The organism is uncultured Campylobacter sp. (genome assembly GCF_938045205.1).
GTDB lineage: Bacteria > Campylobacterota > Campylobacteria > Campylobacterales > Campylobacteraceae > Campylobacter_B.
Genome location: NZ_CALIMY010000109.1, coordinates 1 through 21,328, shown reverse-complemented (window position 1 = coordinate 21,328; position 21,328 = coordinate 1). Strand labels below are relative to the sequence as shown.

The window sequence follows — 21,328 nt, the reverse complement described above, 5'->3', positions numbered from 1 at the left end:
CAGCTGTACTTAAAATCATCATATTGCCGCTAATTTCAACGTTTGCGTTGAATTCTTTCGGATCACTAAGTACGATGCGTACGGTCTTGTCGTTGTATTGCGAGACACGTACATCGCTAACAAAGCTATCTTTAAGCCGCGTTTTTTGCGATTTTTGCCGTGCGCTAAAATCAATCACGAAGCGAAAATTATCGCTACTTGCGATCGTAAAATCTTTATAATCGCTGCGCTTTAGATCGCGGTTAAACTCAAGCACGATCTCATCCCCATCGCCGCGCAGCGATGCTAGAGCGAGTTTGGCATCGGGGGCGGATTTTTTTACGCTGCTTTTGCGAAGCTCAGAATCTAATCGCTCGGTCGCAGCACTATCCGCAGAATTATGCGCTTGTAAGGAGTCGTCGGCTCCTGCGGGATTTTCGCTTGAATCATAAGACTTTGTATCGTCCGTAGAGTTTTTTGCGTCGTCTGCGCCGCAGGGCCTAGTCGAGCGTAAGAATTCCAAATCCTCACTAGATAGCGAGCTTAGATCGGCTTCTTCTGGCGCGCGCGTCTTTTTGAGATTTTTGGAAGTGGAATTTTTTGAATTCTTAGAATTTTTAGAGGCGGGGGCTTTGGGGCTGTGCGCTAAATTTGAAGCGTTTTTCTCGTCCGAGCTTTTGGAATTTTTTGCGTTTTCATCTTTGAGCTTTTTAGAATTCGTGCTGCTATCGCTTGCTTTGCCCTGTAATTTGGCTAGCGCAGATTCATAAGGCGAGGAATCAAGCCCTAAATTTTTCGAGCTGTAAACCAGCCTTTTTAGCGCTTTGATGCGAACCTCTTTATCGGACGCGCCTTGATAGAGCGATTTTAGCTCCTTATGCAGCGAGCGCTTATAATTCGGCGTTGCTACGATGAAATCCTTATCGAATTTCGCAAAAAACGCTTCGCTGGAAGCTCCAAACGCCAATACGCAGCTAAAAGCCGCGATTAGAAAAATTTTAACTATCTTCGCCATTTACAAGTTTTTCTATCAATTCCTTCACGGATATTATCTCGTTTAATCGCCAGCCGTTGGCACCCGTGAAAAACAGTCCGCTTTGCGTTTTGCCAAGATACGCGTCGCTTAAGCGGTCTGCGATGCAGTATCCTACGGCATTAGCGCCTTTGCCGCGCTCGCAAGGGCTTACGCAGTTGCTGATACAGCGGATTTTAGGCGCCGTGCCCGCGGCGATCATATCTTGTAAATTTGTATGAATTCCGCGCGCAGGATAGCCCACGGGCGATTTTAGAAGCTCGATGTCCTCTTTTTTGGCGTTAAGAAGTACCTGCTTAAATTCCTCCGCGGCGTCGCATTCAAACGTACCGATGAATCGCGTACCCATCTGCACGCCGTCTGCACCCAGGGCTTTTACGCGATCGATGTCAGTCTTATCCCAAATTCCGCCTGCGACGAATAGTGGGAAGCTGCCCCATTGCGCAATTTCCGCTTTTACTTGCGGGATTAGATTATCCAGCGCAAACGCCGGATCGCCGCACTGCTCGTAGGTAAAACCTTGATGTCCGCCGCTAAGAGGACCTTCGAGCACTACGGCGTCTGGGATGCGGTCATAGCGCTGCTTCCAACGCTTGGCGATGATCTTAAGAGCCTTGGCGGAGATGGGCACGAGCGCGACGTCCGGAAAATCAGCCGTAAATTCCGGCAGATTGGTAGGAAGCCCTGCGCCGCTAATGATGATGTCGATACCTGCCTCGCACGTGTCGCGCACGATGCGCTCGTAGTCGTTCGCCGCGCACATTACATTCATCCCCAAAGGTGCATCGCCGCAAATTTTACGGGCGTTTTGCACGATGGCAAAAAGCGCCTCTTTGCTATAAAAATTCTCGCTTTGATATGGTCTGCCATCGAGCGATTTTTTGGCAAATTTAAGATTTTCGTAGTAGCCGGTGCCGACCGAGCTAATGACGCCTAGACAGCCGTTTAGGCTGACATTGCCGGCTAGCTTGTCCCAGCTGATACCAAGTCCCATGCCGCCTTGAATTATCGGGTGCGCAATCTCGTGTTTGCCTATTTTTATACTCATTAATCCACCTTTAATTTAGCGAATTTTTTCTTCCCTACTTGAAGCGTGTATTCGCCCGAGCTAAGCTGAAGCTGCTCATCTAAAATTTTATTTTGATCGATACTGACGGCGTTTGATTTTATCAGCCTGCGCGCATCCGAGCTAGAGACGGCAAGCTTGCAGCTGATGAGCGCCTTTACGATCCATGCAGGCGAACTTACGTGGTATTCCTTGATCTCGCTAGGAAGCTCGCCAGCACCGTGGACCCGGTCAAATTCCTGCTTGGCCTCAAAGGCGGTATTTTCGTCATAAAATTGCGTTACGATCTCGGAGGCAAGCTCCTCCTTAACCGCCTTAGGATGGATCGAGCCATCCGCCACGAAGCCTTTTATTAGCTCAATATCTTCGCTACTTTTTTGGCTTAGCAGATTATACCAATCCCACATTAACGCATCGCTGATACTCATCACCTTGCCGTACATATCATGAGGCGTATCGGTTACGCCGATGTAGTTACCAAGGCTTTTGCTCATTTTGTTTGTGCCGTCGGTACCTACCAAAAGCGGCATCATCACGACGCTTTGTTCTTTGCCGACATCATAAATTCTTTGTAGCTGGCGACCCATTAAAAGATTAAATTTCTGATCGGTACCGCCAAATTCTATATCGCATTTCATGCAAACGCTGTCGTATCCTTGCAGTAGCGGATACATAAACTCGCTGATGCTGATCGGCTGTTCGGCCTTGTAGCGCTTCTCAAAATCGTCGCGCTCGAGCATCCTGGCAACATTAAAAGTGCTTGATAGCTCAATCATTCCGCTAGCACCCAGGCGGTTGGTCCATTCGGAGTTAAACATCACCTTGGTTTTGGCGGGATTTAGAATTTTAAAGACCTGCTGCTCGTAGGTTTTGGCGTTTTGCAGCACGACTTCGCGCGCTAGTTTTTTGCGAGTCTCGCTCTTGCCTGTAGGATCTCCGATTTGAGCAGTAAAATCACCGATTAGAAACTGCACGATCGCGCCGTGGTTTTGTAAAAACGCAAGCTTATTTAGCACGACGGCGTGTCCTAGGTGCAGATCCGCAGCAGTGGGATCCATGCCGATTTTGACGTAAAAGACCTCGCCGCTGTCGTAATAGCGCCTAATCAGTGCTTCAATCTGCTCCTCGCCGATGATCTCCGCGACGCCGCGCTTAAAATTTCCCATAATGCCTTGAATGTCAGCCATTTGCTCTCCCTTATTTAGTTTTTATATACGTCCGTAAGTGATACGAAATCCACGATTTTAAAGCGGTTTTTGAGTTTGTCTTTAATCTCCGTGGAGTCTAAATTTTCGTTCAGCTCGATGATGATCTCAAAATAATCTGACGTCGTTTCGCTATTTTCGTTGAGGCTTATCGACACTAGATCGACCTCGAGCTTGACTAAATAGTTTAAAAACGTCGCCAGCGAGCCGCGCTTGTTTTCTAAATTTAATATGATCTTATAGCGGTGCGGCGCATTGCGCGTCCATTTTACGAAGATCATCTCATCGGTTTTGATTAGCTCGCTTGCACGTTCGCACAGCTTATGATGCACCGTCACGCCGTGTCCGTTGCGAAAGCCGATGATGTCGTCGCCACGCTTTGGGTTGCAGCAGTAATCAAACTCAACCTCGTCGATTTTAAAATTTGAATACACCACGATGTTGTCAAATTTTTGCTTCTCGATCTCATACTTGCTGCGAAATTTCATATTGAAAAATTTCTCTTTGAGCGGGTATTTTTTCAGCGCATTTACGACGTCTTTTAAAAATACCGAGTCGTAGGCAGCTTTGCCGATCTTTTTGCTTAAATTTTCTTTTTCAAGCCAGCTTAAAATGCTCTCCTTGCTCGTCGTAAAGATCGCGCATAAAATTTTAATTGCTACTTCAAAATTTATATCTCTGATCTTTTGTTTGCAAAACGCCTTTATCGTCGCGCGCGCCTTGCCGGTTTTTACAGAGCTTAGCCAACTGCAGCGGTAGTGTGGCTCGCTTCCGGTAATGATATGAACGATGTCGCCGTTTTTAAGCTCCGTTAGAAGCGGCACCTTGACGCGGTTTATAAAGGCCTCGGTCGCTTTTAAGCCCACTTGAGAGTGTATCTCGTAGGCGTAATCAAGCGCTGTAGCACCGCGCGGCAATGTAAAAATTCCGCCCTTTGGCGAATACACGGCGATATCTTCGACGTAGAGGCTGTCCTTGGCGTATTCGTAAAGATCCTCGGCGTTGGCGTCGTCCTCTTCCTGCATGCCGATGTCGTTTAGCCAATCGAGCTTCGGATTAATCGAGCCGCTATATTTATATTTCCAGTGAGCGGCGACACCGAATTCTGCGGTGTTGTGCATATCGAAGGTGCGGATCTGCACCTCTACGATCATACTTTCGTTAAAGACGGTTGTGTGGATCGTCTGATATCCGTTTTGCTTCGGAAGCGCGATATAATCCTTAAAGCGCGATATGAGCGGGTTAAATTTAGTATGGATTATACCCAGAGCTAAGTAGCAATCCATCGGCTTTTGCACGATGATGCGGATAGCCAAAAGATCGAGCACCTCCTCGATCGAAATTCCTTTGCGCTGCATTTTTAAAAAGATCGAGTAATAGTGCTTCATCCGCTTTTGGATCTCAAAGCTGCCCTCGCTAAAGCCGTTTGAAAGCATATACTCCTTGATCTTTTCGCTAAATTTGCTCAAGCTCATCTGAAGCTGCTGCTTATGCTCCTCGACGTAATCGGCGATCGCCGCGTATTCTTTGGGCATGACGTATTTAAAGCTAAGATCCTCAAGCACGTTTTTGATCGATGAAATTCCAAGCCTGTGCGCGATCGGCGCATAAACCAAAAGCGTCTCTTCGCCGATGCGTTTTTGTTTATCGGGGCGGAGTGCGTCTAGGGTTAGCATATTGTGCAGTCTATCGCAGAGCTTTACGACTAAGACGCGCTGATCGTTAATAGAGATCATCAGCATCCTGCGGAAGGTAAGTGCGGTGGTGCGAAGCTTAGCGTTACTATCGCCGGACGGAGCTAATTTATCCTCTCTGATGTTTACGATTTTAGTAAGCCCTTCTACGATTTTGGCTACTTCGTCGCCGAATCTTTGCCTAACCTGCTCGATGCTGTAATCTGTATCCTCTACTACGTCGTGTAGTAGCGCAGATATCACCATCGCGTCGTCTCCGCCCATAAAAGATACGAAGCAAGCTACCAAAATCGGATGGATCGCATACGGCTCGCCGCTTTTGCGAAACTGCCCGTCGTGCTGCGCGATGCATAAATTTATAGCATCCACTAGCAGCGGAGTGGGCTCTTTTAGATTATAAAGCAGCTGCTTGGCGCTTTGTATATCTTTGGTATCGACAACGTCTTCGATAAGGCTTTCTAAGAAGTTATCATTAATCCTTGTCAACGATTCCATCTAATGTGATCTTACCTTCGGCTAGTTCCAAGATTGCTATATCGGCAAATTTCATTCTGCGAGTATCTACGTTCTCTATCAGCGGCGGTTCGCCCGCAGCTAGCTGCTCGGCGCGTTTGCTTATCATCAAAGATAGCTTATATCGGTCTCCGCCCGTTACTTTTAAAGCCTTGGCTACAATTTGTTCGGTTCTCATCAATTCTCCTTAAATTTAAAATTTTAGTTTTTTACGATCGAGCAGGAGCTTAGATCTCCGCCATCGACGATTTTGTATAAATTTCCGCTCTTAAACATATTGCACACGATGATCGGGAGCGCATTATCCTTAGCAAGCGCGATAGCTGTATCGTCCATCACCCTGATGTTGTCGTGCAAGGCCTGGTCGTAAGTGACTTTGGAAAGCAATTTGGCGTCTTTAAATTTTTGCGGATCTTTGTCGTAGATCCCCATTACCTTGGTGGCTTTGATGATGGCGTCGGCTCCGATCTCGATAGCGCGGAGCGTACCCGCGGTATCGGTCGTGAAGAACGGATTTCCCGTGCCTGCGGCAAAGATCACGACGCGCCCTTTTTCGAGGTGCCTTTTGGCGCGGCCGATAATGAAGGTCTCGCAGATCGCTTCCATCTTTATCGCGCTTTGCACGCGCACATCCATACCTGCGTATTCTAGCGCTTCTCTCATCGCGATTGCGTTTATGACGGTGGCTAGCATGCCCATATGATCGCCGCTGGTGCGTTTGATGATACCGCTAGCCGCGGCGCTTACGCCTCTTATGATGTTGCCGCCGCCGATTACGATGCCTACTTCGATGCCGCCCTCTACGAGCTGCTTGATCTCTTTAGCGATAAATTTTAAAATTTCGCTGTCGATCCCAAAGCCGTTCTCTCCCGCTAGCGCTTCACCCGAAAATTTTACGAGTATGCGATTGTATTTAGCCATAAATTTAGCTCCTAATAAAATTTTAAAATATTACCCAAAAGTCGTTTAAAAATAACTTTTTAGGCTATTTTAGATGATCTTTAAGGCGGTTTATCCAGATCTTTTTCGGAGCGATTATCTCGCTAGCGCTGCCGTTTACGGCGTGATAGATCAATGTACCGTGTAAGCTCGCGTAGTAGCGGATTATGAGGCGCTGCAAATAGGGCTCGTAGCTCGGCACGAACCAGCCGTTATTGCTGATCGCTACGACATATTTGGGCGAGCCCTCGTAAAGCTCCGCGCGCGTAGCCTCGTAGCAAACCGCGCTTCTACGCTCTTGCCGCCAAGCTCGTAGTCGCTAAAGCCGCTAGCGGTCGAAAAATCGGTCGCGCCGCCTAACAGCACGCGGTTGATGAAATTTCGCGCAAATTCCGGCAGCGGCACCATTTCGCCAAACGGTACCAAAATGTGCTTATCGAAGCGCTTCATTTCTCCGTTCGCAAAAAGATAGGCACTGTTGTAAAATTTCCCGTTCTCATACGCTTCCGCGCCTGCTACGATCGTAATTGCGCGCGATTTTTCCTTTAGAGCTTCAACTAGCACATTTTCTAAATTTAGCGGCATCGCAAAGGCGCTCTCGGGCAAAATTATCGCATCCTGCCCCGCCGCGATCGCCTCATCGATGCGGGCTAAATTTGCCAACGCGGCGGATAAAATTTTATCCTTTGCCCAGATGTCATACTGCGAAATATCGGTGTTTGCGAGCGAAATTTTAATCGGCAGCGGCTCGGGCTCTTTTTGGCTGAATTGCAGCGCGCAGATCAAAAATACCGCGAAAATTAGGGCGTTAAGTTTAGCCCGGGCGCCTCGTCCGCGTAGATACAAAACCGCGCAAAGCCCCGCTAAAATCAGAGCCAGCGCGCTAAGATCGGCTCTGAAAATTCCATGGCTTAGAAGCAGTTCAAAATTTAGCCAATCAAAGCCGAAAGGATGGATAAATTTTAGAATTAAAAGGCAGGCAGCGCGCAAAACGGGCGCGTCAAAGATCGCAAAGATGCGGAAAATAAAAGCATAAACGAGACAAATTCCAAGAATTTCAAGCGGGATTAAAAACGCAAGATTGAAATAGATCAGGCTGAAGCTGATCCAGTGCATCCACAGCGCGCCGATAAAAAATCCGCACCAAAACCACTCCGCCTTGCTTGCTTTTAGCAGATAAAAAAGTGCCGCTATCGCGATCAGGGGCGAGAAAAATTCCGCCGCCAAAGCAGCCAAGCCGTCAAATTTAGAGCTTAAAATTTCTACGAAAATAAAATTTGAAAGCGCAAGGGCAAGAACAAAGCCTTTATTTATGTAACTTAATGTAAAATAGCTACTTTTTAAATTTCTAATGAAGGAAACACATGGAACAAGGAAACTTCTTTGCATCAATCCTGCCTATCGTCGTAATCTTTGCGATTATGTATTTTTTGATTATCAGACCGCAGCAAAAGCAGGCCAAGGATCATAAAGCGATGGTCGATGCGCTCGGCAAAGGCGATAAGATCATAACTAGCGGTGGCATAAAATGCACGGTCGTGAAAACAAACAATGATTTTATCACAGTTAAGCTTAACGATGAGGTCATGGTTGAGCTAGATAAACAATTCGTAGCAAGAAAATTAGATGAGCAGTAAAATTTCATACCGCCTACTGATCTTTTTAGCTGCGGTTATTTTTTCGGCGATTTTTGCCGCGCCTTCGATTTTTCAGACTGAAAAGGGAAGCAAGATAAACTTGGGTTTGGATCTGCAAGGCGGGCTTCACATGCTGCTTGAGGTTCAAAGCGACGAGGCGGTCGTTTCTAAGATCAAATCGATCGCCGCGAGCGTCAATTACGCCGCTAAGCGCGATGATCTGCTGATGGACGGGCTAAAATTGGAAGGCGATTCGTTTGAGTTTGAAATTTTAGACGCAGACGAGGCTTCCAAATTTGATGCGATTTTGCATAGCGCCGCAAGCGGATTAGACATTCAAAAATCTGGCGAAAAATACCGCGTCACACTAACACCTGAGGAGGTCGAAGCGACTAAAAAATACGCGATCGAACAGGCCGTCGAGACTATCCGAAACCGCTTGGATCAATTCGGACTTGCGGAGCCGACGGTAGCAAAGCAGGGCGAGAGCTATATTTTGGTCGAGCTTCCGGGCGTCAAAAGTGCAGCGGATGAGCAACGCGCCAAGGATCTGATCGCCAAAGCGGCTCACTTGCAGCTTATGGCGGTGGACGACGTGCGCCAAGATCGCGCGCAGACTATCAGCGCAGCGGATGCTAGAGCTTACGGAGACGTGATCTACCCGGACGTTAAAAATCCGAATTACAAGTATCTCATAAACGAAATTCCAGTGCTTGATGGCGCGATGCTAGTCGATGCGAAGGTCGCTTTCGATCAGCACACCAACCAGCCGATAATAAATTTTACGCTGAACTCTCAAGGCGCTCAAATTTTTGGCGATTTTACTGGCAAAAACGTCGGCAAGCGCCTTGCGATCGTACTTGATGGCAAGGTTTACTCCGCGCCGCGCATAAACGAGCGTATCGGCGGCGGCAGCGGTCAGATCAGCGGCGGATTTAGCGTCGAGGAGGCGCACGACGTAGCGATTGCGCTTAGAAGCGGCGCGCTTTTGGCTCCTGTTAAAGTCTCAGAGACACGCAGTATCGGTCCTAGCCTAGGACAGGATAGCATCGATAAAAGTATGGCAGCGCTAAGCCTTGCAGCGGTTGCGATTTTGATCTTTATGATTTTCTACTACGGCGTGGCGGGGCTTTTTGCTGACATCGCGCTTGTAGTAAATATTTTATTTCTGATCGCTTGTATGGCGCTTTTTGGTGCAACATTAACGCTTCCTGGAATGGCGGGAATCGTGCTAACTATCGGAATGGCGGTGGACGCGAACGTCATCATTAATGAGCGCGTTAGAGAGGTGCTAAGGACGGGAGTTTCAATCCGCCAAAGTATAAATAAAGGCTATGAAAATGCGATGAGTGCGATCGTGGATTCAAATATCACTACGCTAATTACTTCTGCTGCGCTTTATGCTTACGGCACGGGTCCGGTGAAGGGCTTTGCCGTCACGATGAGCATCGGTATCGTAGCGTCGATGATAACGGCTATTTTGGGCACGCACGGAATGTTTGAGTTAGTAATGGATAAGATGGAAAAGAGCAAAAATACCGCGCTTTGGCTCGGTTATAAAGTAAGAGGAGGCGCAAATGCAAGTGTTCGATAAGGGCAAAATTTATGATTTTATGAAATTTAGATATTTTACCTTTGCGCTTTCTGCTATTTTGATAATAGGCTCTATTGCGCTATTTTTCATTAAAGGTGTCAGCTATGGTATCGATTTTAGCGGTGGTACACTCATTCAGGTTAAATACGACGCTAAAGCACCGCTTGATGAGATCAGAAAGCGCTTCGAAGCGGCAAATTTAGGCAATATCAACGTTACGGAATTTGGTAGCGATCAAGAGGTCACGATTAGATATTCGGGCGCTGCGAGTGAACTGGGCGATAATCCCGCCTTAGCGGCGCAAAAAATTTTACAAGGTAGTGGAAACTTCGACATTCGCAAGGTCGATATCGTAGGTCCTAAAGTCGGCGAGGAGCTTCGCACAAACGGAATTTTAGCGGTATGCGTGTCGTTTGCGCTCATTTTGGTTTATATCACCCTGCGGTTTGAGTGGAGATTCGCGGTCGCAGCCGTACTATCAGATCTGCACGACGTCGTAGTTGCCGTAGGTGCGATGATTTTAGCCGGCGTAGATTTCAACCTTGAAATTTTAGCTGCACTACTAACCATAATGGGCTACTCGCTAAACGACACCATCGTTGTTTTCGATAGAATTCGAGAAGGAGTAAAAGATAGCAAATCGATTAAGCTTGACGAGGTTATAAACGAATCAATCTCTCACACGCTATCGCGCACGCTGCTTACTTCGCTTACGACTCTCATTGTCATCGTGATTTTATTTGTCTGGGGCGGCGAGATGATCCACGGCTTTAGCTTCGTGATGTTAGTGGGCGTCATAGCAGGAACTTTCAGCTCCGTATTCGTAGCTGCTCCGATGCTGATTTTGTTTAAATTTAATGTCGAGAAATACCGCGCATTTTTGGCTGAAAAACAGCGCCGTATCAAAGAGAAAGAAAAGAATCGCGCCATGTATGAAAAAGGCACGGTGTAAGGATAGAAGATGAACTGGGGAAGGGTAATTTACATATTTTTTGCGCTTATGAGTATGACTACGATAGGCGGGTTTTTGTATGAGAAGAATGAAATTTTACTTTTCATAGCAACCAGCGTGAATGCAGTCTCGACGCTTTTGAAGGTAGGCGTGCGAAATATGCTAGCAGCTGAGCTTTTTGCAAGCTCGCTCGTAGCGGATCTGCATCTCATACCGGCGTTCGTTTTGATTGTAGTAGCGCCGGGAGATCTATCGATCGTGACCTCGCTTGCGATCGGCGCGCTACTTGCAAACTTTTTCTCGCTAATTTTAATAGCGATCGAGTCGGCAAAAACCAAAGACGAATTCTAGGAGCGCAAAATGCCTTACGATAGTAAAAGTATTGAGCTTAAATGGCAGAAAATTTGGGATGAAGAGGGAGTTTTCGAGCCTAAGGACGATTATAGTCTGCCTAAAAAATATATCCTTTCGATGTTTCCCTACCCAAGCGGCCGCATCCACATGGGGCACGTGCGAAACTACAGCATCGGCGACGCGCTGAGTCGCTATTATAGGCTGCGCGGATACAACGTGCTTCAGCCGATCGGCTTTGATAGCTTCGGAATGCCTGCGGAAAACGCGGCGATCAAACACGGCATTCACCCTAAAACTTGGACTTACGAAAATATCGATTATATGAAAAACGAGCTGCACCGCCTAGGCTTTAGCTTTTCGGCTCGTCGTATGCTTGCCACCTCCGATCCGCTTTATACGCGCTGGGAGCAGGAATTTTTCATCAAACTTTTTGAAAAAGGGCTTATCTATAGAAAAAGCGCCGTGGTCAATTGGTGCGAACACGATCAGACGGTTCTTGCCAACGAGCAGGTCGAAGAGGGCAAGTGTTGGCGCTGCGGCAACGAGGTCGTACAAAAGCAGATGCCGGGATATTATCTAAAAATTACCGCCTACGCGCAGGAGCTTTTGGATTGCCTAAAGCAGCTTGAGGGCAAGTGGCCCGCTCAGGTGCTTACGATGCAGGAAAACTGGATCGGGCGCAGCGAAGGTTTGGAATTTAGCTTTAAATTTGACGAGCAAAGCAGCGCTAAGCTTGGCGACATCGAGGGCTTTAAGGTTTTTACGACGCGCCCCGATACTATTTACGGCATGAGCTACGCGGCGGTCGCGCCGGAGCATGAGGTTGTAAAGAGGCTTTTGGATGAAGGCTTACTCGGCGCCGAAGCTGCGGCGAAGGTGAGAGAAATTTTAAATCAAAGCCCGCGCGAGCGCCAAGCAAGCGATAAAGACGGCGTGAGCCTCGGAATCAGCGTGCTTCATCCGCTAAGCGGCAAAAAAGTCCCCGTTTGGACCGCAAATTTTGTCCTGGCAGAATACGGCGGCGGCGCGGTCATGGCTGTGCCTGCGCACGATGAGAGAGACTTCGAATTTGCAAAGAAATTTAACCTGCCGATCATTCAAAGCATCGCTCCAAAAAGCGGCGATTACGACGCTAGCAAGGCTTACATCGAGCCTGGAATTTTAATAAATTCCGAAGAGTTTAGCGGCATGGATAGCGAGAAAGCAAAAAGCGCCGTTATCTCAAAATTTGAAGAGTTAAAGCTTGGACGCCGTGTGGTAAATTTTAAACTTCGCGATTGGGGGGTAAGCCGCCAGCGCTACTGGGGTGCGCCGATCCCGATGATCCACTGCCCAAAATGCGGGCTCGTAAGCGAGGAAATTTCAAATCTACCCGTAGAGCTTCCGCAGGACGTCAAGATCACCGGCAAAGGCAATCCGCTGGATACGCATCCTAGATGGAAGTTTTGCAAATGCCCTAAATGCGGCGGCGACGGGGTTCGCGAGACCGACACGCTCGATACATTTTTTGAAAGCTCGTGGTATTTCGCGCGCTACGCAAGCGACGAGCGAACGTGGCAGCAGCGGGCGTTTGACGAGCAAAGCGTGAACTACTGGATGAACGTCGATCAGTATATCGGCGGCATCGAGCACGCGATTTTGCACCTTTTATATGCAAGATTTTTCCAAAAGGCTCTTCGCGACATAGGCTATCTGCGCGATAGCGAGCCGTTTGAACGGCTGCTAACCCAGGGCATGGTGCTAAAAGATGGCGCAAAGATGAGTAAAAGCAAAGGAAACACCGTCGATCCGGATGATATCATCGAGACCTACGGCGCCGATACGGCGAGACTTTTTATACTTTTTGCTGCGCCTCCTCAAAAAGAGCTTGAGTGGAACGACAGCGCGGTAGAGGGTGCGTATAAATTTCTTGGTCGCCTCTACGATCGCGCCGAAAATGCCTATGCTACTGATAAAATTCCGCAGATCGACCACGCCGCTTTAAATAAAGAGGAAAAATACGCCCGCCTCAAAGTTTACGAGGCGCTTAAAAAATCGCAGCAGGTTTATGAGAGCAGTTTTGCTTTTAATACCCTAATCGCCGCGTGTATGGAGGCGCTAAACGCCCTAAACGCGCAGAGCGACAAAGACGTATTTACTGAGGGTTACTTTGTGATTTTAAACCTGCTCGAGCCTATTGTGCCGCACATCTGCGCCGAGCTTAGCGAGAAGCTGTTTAAAAGACGAAATTTTGGCGAGCTGCGAGTTTGCGAAGAGGTCTTTGAGAGCGATACGATCAAGCTTGCCGTCACGATTAACGGCAAAAAGCGCGCTGAGTTTGAAGCGGATGCAGGCCTAAGCGAGGACGAAATTTTAAACCTTGCAAAGCAGAATTGCGCCAAATGGTTAGAGGGCAAGAGCATCGTAAAAGAAATTTACGTCAAAAACAAGCTCGTAAATTTGGTGATAAAGTAGGCGAAGATGAGAAGAGTTTTAACCGTTTTTTGTTTGATTTTTTTAATCGGCTGCGGCTACAAGCCCGTTTCAAGGATCGCGAAAGAGACGATGAGTGGAAGCGTATTTGTGGATGTGATGATGAGCAAGACCGATCCGCAAAACACCGTCGCTATCAAAGATGCGATCAGGCAGGGTATAGTCCAGCGCCTAGGGATGAGCCTTGCGGATAAAAACTCGGCGCAGACGATCGTAGTAGCGAGCATAAAAAGCCTAAGTTTTAGCGAGCTTTCATACGATCAGTTCGGCTACGTCACTAGCTACCGCGCAAATCTCATCGTAAATTTTAGCACCAAGCTTAAAAACGGCGATGTTTTCAGCAAGGATTGCGTGGGCGATTACGATTTTAAAGTTAGCCGCCTAGTCAAAAATAGCTACGATACGAGCTCGATCATTAGCGATAAGGACCGCTACAAGGCGATCGAAAATGCCTCCACGCAGGCGTTTGACGAGTTTATTTCGACGCTTGCGATTAGGGGATTCAGACTTGAGCGGGCGCAGCATTAAAGAATTTTTGCAAAATCGCCCGATTTATTACAAAAAAATCGACTATGAGCGCTTCCCGCGGGCGTATGCCGCCATTAAAGATAAAATTCCACTCAAAAACGTCATTCAGATCATCGGCACCAACGGCAAGGGCAGCACCGGGCGGTTTTTGGCTAACGCGATCGCCGCAGCGGGCTTTAGCGTCGGGCACTACACTAGCCCGCACGTTTTTAAGCTCAACGAGCGCATCTATCTAGGCGGACGGATCGCGCAAAACCCCGTTTTTGCGTTGAATTCCGACGCTTCAAATTTTAAAAACGAGCAAAATTCCGCTTTGGCGCCAAATTTTACGGAAAAACAAAATTCCGCAAAGATGCAAAATTTTGCGAACAGAGAAAATTCCGCCTCTAAAATTTCTATTTCTAATTTGCAAAATTCCGCCATGCAGGATTTTATCACCATGCAAAATTCGCATGGTGAGCGGAATTCTGCCCTGCAAAGCTTCGTTTCTACCACACGAAATTTTTGTAGCGAGCAGAATTCTATCGCGCGAAATTCGATCGATACGCAAAATTCTGCTTCTACGCAAAATTTATGGAATTCGCAAGATCTCAAATCGTCGTCTGAGCAAAATTTTAAATCTCAGCTAAGATCAAATTTTAAATCCGCTCAAAGCTCGCTTCCTATTTCGCTAGGTCGTGATGCTGTAGATGAGGAGCTAGATTTCGCGCATGAGTTTTTGCAAGAGAGCTTGCCCGCGGAGTTTAAAGATAGCCTGTCGTATTTCGAGTATCTCACTCTTGCGGCGGCAGTGCTTTTTAGGGATTGCGATTACTGTGTGATCGAGGCTGGGATGGGCGGCGAGTTTGACGCTACATCGAGCTTCGGGCGCATGCTGTCGCTTTTTACACCGATCGGCACCGATCATTTGGGTATGCTAGGACAAAATCTAGAGCAGATCGCCCACACTAAGCTCATTACGATGGATAAGGAGGCGATTTTAAGCGATGAGATGAGCGAGGTTCCGCTTCGTATCGCGCAGCAGATCGCAGAGCAAAAAGGAACTAATTTGAGGTTTGCAGCAGAGCTTTTAAGCGAAAGTGAGCAAGCGCAGATTGCATGGTTTTGCGCGCACAATAATCTACCTAAATTTCAAATTTCAAATTTAGCTCTAGCGCTTGCTGCGATGAAATTTTTAAATTTGAAATTTGAAATTTCGCAGCTACCGCCTCTAAATTTACGTGGCAGGATGGAAGTTTTGGCGCCGAATTTGCGCGTGGACGTCGGGCACAACGAGCTTGCAGCACAGCAAGCAGCCCGCGAAATTACCGAAATCTACGGGGGCAGAAAGATCGTGCTGATTTACAACGCTTTTGCCGATAAGGACGTATTCGCGGTGCTGCGGACTTTGGCGCCTGTAGTGGAGCGCGTGGAGATCTTTAGCTACGAGGTTGCGGATCGCGAAATGGCAGCGGAGGCGATAATCCGTGCGCTTGACGCGCTTAAAATTCCACATTCGCCGTTTCGCGGCGAGCTTAGAGCGGAGGAGGAGTATTTGGTTTTCGGCTCGTTTCATTTGGTAGAAAATTTTATTTTATGGCTTGAGGCGCGCCGTGGCTAAAACTAAACTTACCCTAAGCGATCACTTTGGCACCAAGACGCTGTATTTTGGCGAAAATTTTAGATTTCAGCTTAAAATTTTATCCGCGTTTTTCGTAATTTTTCTGCTAGTTTTGTTTTTTGCGATCTTTAAACTCGCTAGCGACCGCTCAAATTTAAAAGAGCTAAACAAAACCCTCTACGCTGAAAATCTCGCGCTTAAAGAGCAAAATATCGCACTTGAGGGCAAAAACGAGGAGGTGCTTGCCAAGCTGGACGGACGCGAAGACGATGGAGGCGGGCTGGATAGTGATATCCAGGTAATGCTTGCGATGAATGAGATGAAAAAGGAGCGTAAAAAGGGCTCCGGCGCGCATATTGCAGCTAGCGAAAAAACGGCGAGCGCGATTCTTAGCGCTGTGCCTAACGGACTTCCGATGCAGTATCGTGGCGTCACTAGCCCTTTTGGGATGCGCACTCATCCAATCAGCGGCGTTATGAGGATGCACCACGGCATCGACTTGCGAGCAAGCGAGGGCACTCCGGTGTTTGCGACAGCAGAGGGCTTTGTGCAGTTTGCAGGCGGTAGTGGCAGCGGATATGGAATTTTAGTGATTCTATCGCACAATTACGGTTTTGAGACCCGCTACGGCCACCTTAGCTCCGCGGTCGTAACGCCCGGTTCTTGGGTTAAAAAGGGCGATCTTATCGGCTATAGCGGCAATACCGGCTACAGCACCGGCCCACACCTGCATTACGAAGTTAGGTTTTTGGCTCAAAGCGTCGATCCTGCAAATTTTATGAGCTGGAACGCGCAAAATTTCAAAAATATCTCGACCTTAGAGCCTAACGTATCGTGGCAGGAGATCGCAAACGTCGTGCAGCACCAGATCGAAAGGTTTAAATAATGCAAGCCGAGGTTTACGAATACTTTTTGCAAAACCAAAAAGAGCTTTTGATCTGCGAGGACGATAAAGAGGCTGCGGCGTGCGAACAGGTGCTTAAATTTATGGGCTACGCGGTCTTTTGCCTGCCCGATTTTAGAGCGAGCTTCGGCGAGGATCTGCGCAGCTACATGGGCGAGCTCGCGGGCATCAGCACCGCTCTTAGCGCGTTTTACAAAGCAAGCGGCAAAAAAATTTTAATCTCTCCCGTCCGCACGATCCTAAACAAACTCCCCGCAGCAAGCCATCTGCGCCCGCTAAATTTAAAATTTGGAAGTGAGTTAAACTTAAGCGAGCTGAAAGAGGAAATTTTACGCCTGGGATACGACGTGCGTGACATCGTCGAAAGCATGGGCGAGGTTAGCTTTCGTGGCGAGATCATCGATATTTTTTCGGTAGGGAGCGAAAGCGCGGTTAGAATTCTGCTCGACGGCGAGACGGTCGAGAGCATCAGGCGTTTTGACGTCGCGACGCAAAAAAGCGAAAAAGATGAACTTGCGCAAGCCGAAATAGCGCCGTTTTTAGCAAATTTAAGCGAGGACGAGTTTGAGAGCGTGAGCGAAAAGATATCGCGCGCGGACAGCGACGCGCTAGCTCGCGATCTGGGCTCGCTCGGGTTTTGGTTCATCGAGGGCTTCGTCGATTACGTGAGCGCGTTTGATTGCGTCTTGCTGCACGAGATCAAAAAGGATGAAATTTTTTCCGAGCGCAATTTGGATTTTTTAGACGCGATCGAGGTACTGCCCGCGGCGCGTAAATTTAAAGATCTCGCCGTGACGCCGTCGCAGGAATTTTTTGAATTCCACCGCAGCGAGGCCATCACGCTGATCGCGCGAAACGATGCGCTGCTCGCGCCGTTTGATCTTAGCGGATTTAGCAATATCGAAATTTTACGCGAGGATTTCGTCGTAAATTTAATAAGCGCCGAGCGTATCATCCTTTCGCTAAACAAAGCGGCGCCTAAAAAGCGCGTGCGAAGATCGAGCCTAGCGTTGGATGAGCTAAACGTGGGCGATTTTGTCGTGCACGAAGATCACGGTATCGCTAAATTTAACGGGCTTGAGCTCATCGAGGTGATGGGGCGCAGCAAGGAGTTCGTATCTCTGCTCTACGAGGGAGGCGACAAGCTGCTGCTGCCGGTAGAGTACCTAAACAAGATCGATCGCTACGTCGCAAGCGGCGGCGCGGTGAGCTTGGATCATCTGGGCAGGGCGAGCTTTTCAAAAATCAAGGAGCGAGTGCGCGAAAAGCTCTTTGCGATCGCTTCAAAGATCATTGCGCTGGCGGCCAAGCGCGAGCTGGTGCGAGGACTCGTCATCAAAAATGAAAGCGCGGATTATGCGAAATTTTTAAGCGCAAGCGGTTTTAGCTACACGAGCGATCAGCAAAAGGCGGTAAGCGCGATTTTGGCGGATCTGCAAAGCGGCAAGGTAATGGACCGCCTACTTAGCGGCGACGTGGGTTTTGGAAAGACCGAGGTTGCGATGAATGCGATCTTTGCCTGCATTCGCAGCGGGCATTCGGTGCTGTTTTTCGTGCCTACGACGCTGCTTAGCTCGCAACATTACGCCACGCTTAGCGAGCGCTTTAAGGAGTTTGAAATTCCTGTTTTCAAGCTCGATCGCTTCAGTAGCGCGAGGCAAAAGAGCGAAATTTTAAAACGTCTGCAAAGCGGCGAGGCGATCGTCGTGGTCGGCACGCATTCGCTTTTAAATTTAAACCCCGCAAATTTAGGGCTCATAATCATCGATGAGGAGCATAAATTCGGCGTTAAGCAAAAGGAGCGGCTCAAAGAGAAAAGCGCCGCCTCGCACCTGCTTAGTATGTCCGCTACACCGATACCGCGCAGCCTAAATATGGCGCTAAGCTCGATTAAAAGCTACTCCACGCTGCTTAACCCGCCGCAGGACCGTCTGGACGTGCGCACCTTCGTCAAGCAGTGGGACGAAAAGATCATAAAAGAGGCGATCTCGCGCGAGCTGCGACGCGGCGGGCAGATTTTTTACGTCCATAACCACATCGCGACGATGCAAAGCGCCAAAAAGAAGCTGCTTGAAATTTTGCCGAGCCTTAAAATTCTAATTTTGCACTCCAAGATCGACGCTAAAACTACGGAGGATGAAATTTTAAAATTTGTGGCGGGCGGATACGATCTGCTGCTTTGCACCAGCATCGTAGAAAGCGGCATCCACATGCCGCGCGTAAATACGATCATCGTCGAAAACGCCGATAAATTCGGTATTGCCGATCTGCACCAGCTGCGCGGCCGCGTCGGGCGCAGCAACAAACAGGGCTTTTGCTACTTTTTGATCGAGGATAAAACCGCTCTTACGCAGGACGCGCTAAAACGGCTCGTAGCGCTTGAGAGCAACTCATTTTTGGGCAGCGGCTCGGTGCTAGCGTATCACGATCTTGAAATTCGCGGCGGCGGAAACCTGCTCGGAGAGGCGCAGAGCGGGCACATCGAAGCGATCGGATACTCGCTTTATCTAAAGATGCTAGAAGAAGAAATCGGCAAGCTGCTAAGCAGAAAGAGCGCCGCTGCGAGCGTGGAGCTTAAAATTTCCGTAAACGCCTTTTTAAACTCGGAATTTATCAGAGAGGATCGCCTGCGCTTGGATCTTTACAGGCGGCTTAGCAAGTGCGCAGAGGCGAGCGAAGTACTTGAAATTTTCGGCGAGATCGAGGATCGCTTCGGGCGCGCGGACATCTACACCAAGCAATTCATCGATGTGATGATGATTAAGGTTTTGGCTACGAAGCTTGGCTTGCGCGTGATTTCGAGCATGGATGAAAATATCTTTATCACCCTTGCAAACGGCGATAAGGTGCGATTAAAGGCGCAGACGCGCGACGATGACGACGTGATAAGCGAAATTCTGATCTATCTGCGAAGGGAGCTAAAAAATGCGAACCTGCGATGAAAATATCAAAAAAAGCGCGAGCAAAAGCAGAAATAAAGAGTTAAATTTAGACTCGGCGAGCGGTTTAAATTTAGCGCCGCAAGCCGTCCTAAACAACGCGCAAAGCGGCTCTAGCGAGCAAATTTATTTCAGCGATTTTAGCGCGATTGATTGGCGCGCTGTGCAGGTCGCCGTCTTTCGCGCGAATAAAAAGGCACTAAAGATCGTTCGTGACATCGATTTCACGGGTATTGACGCGCTTGTGGGGCTAGAGAGCCAAAAATCGGCTCTTATAAAAAACACAGACGCCTTCCTGCGCGGCTGCAGCGCCAACCACGCGCTGTTGTGGGGCGAGAGCGGCTGCGGCAAATCAAGCCTTGCGAAGGCGGTTTTTTCCAAATTTATCCCGCAAGGTCTTAAGATAATCGAGATCGGCAGAGACGATCTGGGCCATCTCGTGGATATAATCGACGCGATCCGAGAAACGAACTTTAAATTTATCGTCTTTTGCGACGATTTGAGCTTTGAGCTCGGCGAGAGCGGCTACAAGCACCTAAAGCCGCTGCTAGAAGGATCCTTAGAGCGCTCGCCGCGCAACGTGCTGATGTATGCGACATCCAATCGTCGCCACATCGTAGGCGAATGCGCGAGCGACAACGACGCCGCGCAGATCAGCCGCGGCGAACTGCACCTAAGCGACGCGGCGAATGAGCGAATCAGCCTAAGCGAGCGCTTTGGGTTACAGCTAAGCTTTTACGGCGGAAGCATGCAGGAGTATTTGGGGATCGTAGATGCCTACTTTGCGGCTGCGCAAGGTATGAGTGCGCCGGAATTTCGCCTAAGCTTTGCCGCAAATTTAGACGAGCTGCACGCAAAGGCGCGTGAGTTTGCGATGCTTCGCGCAAGCCGAAGCGGCCGCGCAGCAAAGCAGTTTTTCTTGAGCTTTGGCGAGGAATTTTTTGCAAATTTAAAAGGCGGCAGATGAATACTGCGCGCGAATTTAAATTTGGCGTAAATTTTATCGCAGTGTTAGAGCGCACGCAAAAAATCGCCGCCGCCGCGCGAAATTTTAGAAACGATGCTAGAAATTTCGGAGGCACGAGATGAGCGCGACCGAGCTTTTTATCGCGCTTTTTCGCGCCGTGAAAATCAAGGATTTTCGCTGGTGGCCCGCGTTTGGAAGCTTTGAGGTGGTCGTGGGGGCGATTTTGATCCAAAATACGGCGTGGCGCAATGCCGATGCAGCACTGCAAAACCTGCGTAGTAAGGGGCTTTTGAGCCTAGAAAGCATCGCCGGATTAGAGGAAGCGGAGCTTGCGCAGATCATCAAAGTAAGCGGATTTTATAATCAAAAAGCTAGACGCCTAAGCTTGCTTTGCAAAGCGATAATCGCGGATTTTGGGGATTTTGAGAGCTTCAAATCAGGCGTTAGCCGCGAGTGGCTGCTAGCGCGCAAGGGGATCGGCGCGGAGAGCTGCGATGCGATCTTGTGCTATGCGTGCGAGCGCGCGGTGATGGTCGCGGACAGCTACTCGGCGCGGCTGCTCGGGGCTTTGGGCTATGAGTTTGAAAGTTACGACGAGCTTAGCGCGTGGCTCGGCGAACTGGAATTTGAGCGGATCTATGAGTTTGTAAATTTCGCTAATTTTCCCTGCGATGCGGCGGCAAAAGCAGATAAGCTGGAGAACGAAAACGGCGCGTATGCACTATTTCATGGGCTCATCGTGGAATTTTACAAAGCACATTTGAAAGGTAAAATTTTCGACGAGAGTGCGAAAATAATTTTAAATGATTTGAGGTAGATATGTTTAATACTAAAATTTTAGAAAATTTAATGGTTGCTTTTTGCTTTTGTATAACGCTTGCGTTACATTTACTGATATTTAACCATTACTTCTCACTCCAAGAAGGATGGTGGGAAACCTATGCTTATTTAG

At 48.4% G+C, this 21,328-nt stretch carries 20 protein-coding genes; 12 read left to right on the top strand and 8 right to left on the bottom strand.

Annotation, left to right across the window (positions count from 1 at the left end; genetic code table 11):
* From Q0198_RS06755 to Q0198_RS06720, 8 genes are all read right to left on the bottom strand, one after another.
* The coding region (locus Q0198_RS06755; protein WP_297896356.1) for an AMIN domain-containing protein at nucleotides 1-994 on the bottom strand (994 nt) is incomplete at its 3' end.
* Nucleotides 978-2,060 carry a nitronate monooxygenase gene (locus Q0198_RS06750; protein ID WP_297896354.1) on the bottom strand — a complete coding sequence of 361 codons (1,083 nt, stop codon included), beginning with the start codon at nucleotides 2,058-2,060 and terminating at the stop codon, nucleotides 978-980. The genes Q0198_RS06755 and Q0198_RS06750, both read right to left, overlap by 17 nt.
* Nucleotides 2,060-3,265, bottom strand: coding sequence for a tyrosine--tRNA ligase (gene tyrS / locus Q0198_RS06745; RefSeq protein ID WP_297896353.1), 1,206 nt, complete (start codon nucleotides 3,263-3,265; stop codon nucleotides 2,060-2,062). The genes Q0198_RS06750 and tyrS overlap by 1 nt, the downstream gene beginning before the upstream one ends.
* Nucleotides 3,266-3,279: 14 nt before the next feature.
* Nucleotides 3,280-5,472: a RelA/SpoT family protein gene (locus Q0198_RS06740; RefSeq protein WP_297896351.1), complete on the bottom strand. Its 2,193-nt coding sequence runs from the start codon at nucleotides 5,470-5,472 to the stop codon at nucleotides 3,280-3,282.
* The gene (locus tag Q0198_RS06735) at nucleotides 5,450-5,668 is read right to left on the bottom strand and encodes a DNA-directed RNA polymerase subunit omega (protein ID WP_297896349.1); all 219 of its coding nucleotides are present in this window, start codon (nucleotides 5,666-5,668) and stop codon (nucleotides 5,450-5,452) included. The genes Q0198_RS06740 and Q0198_RS06735 overlap by 23 nt, the downstream gene beginning before the upstream one ends.
* 23 nt (nucleotides 5,669-5,691) lie before the next feature.
* Entirely contained in the window at nucleotides 5,692-6,411 is a 720-nt protein-coding gene (gene pyrH, locus Q0198_RS06730) for a UMP kinase (protein ID WP_005872284.1), read from the bottom strand.
* A gap of 64 nt (nucleotides 6,412-6,475) precedes the next feature.
* Entirely contained in the window at nucleotides 6,476-6,631 is a 156-nt protein-coding gene (locus tag Q0198_RS06725) for a hypothetical protein (RefSeq protein ID WP_297896347.1), read from the bottom strand.
* A 23-nt stretch (nucleotides 6,632-6,654) separates the two neighbouring features.
* Nucleotides 6,655-7,818 carry an apolipoprotein N-acyltransferase gene (locus Q0198_RS06720; protein WP_297896345.1) on the bottom strand — a complete coding sequence of 388 codons (1,164 nt, stop codon included), beginning with the start codon at nucleotides 7,816-7,818 and terminating at the stop codon, nucleotides 6,655-6,657.
* On the opposite strand from Q0198_RS06720, the gene yajC reads away from it, so the two are divergent.
* The 12 genes from yajC to Q0198_RS06660 are packed head-to-tail and all read left to right on the top strand — an operon-like array spanning nucleotide 7,794 to nucleotide 21,193.
* Complete coding sequence (gene yajC, locus Q0198_RS06715) at nucleotides 7,794-8,066, top strand: preprotein translocase subunit YajC (RefSeq protein ID WP_005872282.1); 273 nt, start codon at nucleotides 7,794-7,796, stop codon at nucleotides 8,064-8,066. The two genes, Q0198_RS06720 and yajC, sit on opposite strands and share 25 nt — an antisense overlap.
* Nucleotides 8,056-9,660 carry a protein translocase subunit SecD gene (secD, locus tag Q0198_RS06710; RefSeq protein WP_297896343.1) on the top strand — a complete coding sequence of 535 codons (1,605 nt, stop codon included), beginning with the start codon at nucleotides 8,056-8,058 and terminating at the stop codon, nucleotides 9,658-9,660. Before yajC ends, secD begins: the two co-directional genes overlap by 11 nt.
* Entirely contained in the window at nucleotides 9,644-10,612 is a 969-nt protein-coding gene (gene secF / locus Q0198_RS06705; protein ID WP_297896341.1) for a protein translocase subunit SecF, read from the top strand. Before secD ends, secF begins: the two co-directional genes overlap by 17 nt.
* A 9-nt stretch (nucleotides 10,613-10,621) precedes the next feature.
* The gene (locus Q0198_RS06700) at nucleotides 10,622-10,963 is read left to right on the top strand and encodes a DUF6394 family protein (protein WP_005872279.1); all 342 of its coding nucleotides are present in this window, start codon (nucleotides 10,622-10,624) and stop codon (nucleotides 10,961-10,963) included.
* A 9-nt stretch (nucleotides 10,964-10,972) separates the two neighbouring features.
* On the top strand, nucleotides 10,973-13,420 hold the full coding sequence (gene leuS / locus Q0198_RS06695) for a leucine--tRNA ligase (protein WP_297896339.1): 2,448 nt from the start codon (nucleotides 10,973-10,975) through the stop codon (nucleotides 13,418-13,420).
* 6 nt (nucleotides 13,421-13,426) lie between these two features.
* Nucleotides 13,427-13,966 carry an LPS assembly lipoprotein LptE gene (lptE, locus tag Q0198_RS06690; RefSeq protein WP_297896337.1) on the top strand — a complete coding sequence of 180 codons (540 nt, stop codon included), beginning with the start codon at nucleotides 13,427-13,429 and terminating at the stop codon, nucleotides 13,964-13,966.
* A complete protein-coding gene (locus Q0198_RS06685; protein ID WP_297896335.1) occupies nucleotides 13,947-15,566 on the top strand; it encodes a bifunctional folylpolyglutamate synthase/dihydrofolate synthase in 1,620 nt (539 codons plus the stop codon). Before lptE ends, Q0198_RS06685 begins: the two co-directional genes overlap by 20 nt.
* On the top strand, nucleotides 15,559-16,452 hold the full coding sequence (locus Q0198_RS06680) for a M23 family metallopeptidase (RefSeq protein WP_005872272.1): 894 nt from the start codon (nucleotides 15,559-15,561) through the stop codon (nucleotides 16,450-16,452). The genes Q0198_RS06685 and Q0198_RS06680 overlap by 8 nt, the downstream gene beginning before the upstream one ends.
* Nucleotides 16,452-19,412 (top strand): DEAD/DEAH box helicase, encoded by a 2,961-nt coding sequence (locus Q0198_RS06675; RefSeq protein WP_297896333.1) that lies wholly within the window; start codon nucleotides 16,452-16,454, stop codon nucleotides 19,410-19,412. The genes Q0198_RS06680 and Q0198_RS06675 overlap by 1 nt, the downstream gene beginning before the upstream one ends.
* A complete protein-coding gene (locus Q0198_RS06670) occupies nucleotides 19,396-20,376 on the top strand; it encodes an ATP-binding protein (protein ID WP_297896331.1) in 981 nt (326 codons plus the stop codon). Before Q0198_RS06675 ends, Q0198_RS06670 begins: the two co-directional genes overlap by 17 nt.
* The gene (locus Q0198_RS06665) at nucleotides 20,373-20,498 is read left to right on the top strand and encodes a hypothetical protein (protein ID WP_297896330.1); all 126 of its coding nucleotides are present in this window, start codon (nucleotides 20,373-20,375) and stop codon (nucleotides 20,496-20,498) included. The genes Q0198_RS06670 and Q0198_RS06665 overlap by 4 nt, the downstream gene beginning before the upstream one ends.
* Entirely contained in the window at nucleotides 20,495-21,193 is a 699-nt protein-coding gene (locus tag Q0198_RS06660; protein ID WP_297896328.1) for a 3-methyladenine DNA glycosylase, read from the top strand. Before Q0198_RS06665 ends, Q0198_RS06660 begins: the two co-directional genes overlap by 4 nt.
* Nucleotides 21,194-21,328 lie beyond the last annotated feature (135 nt).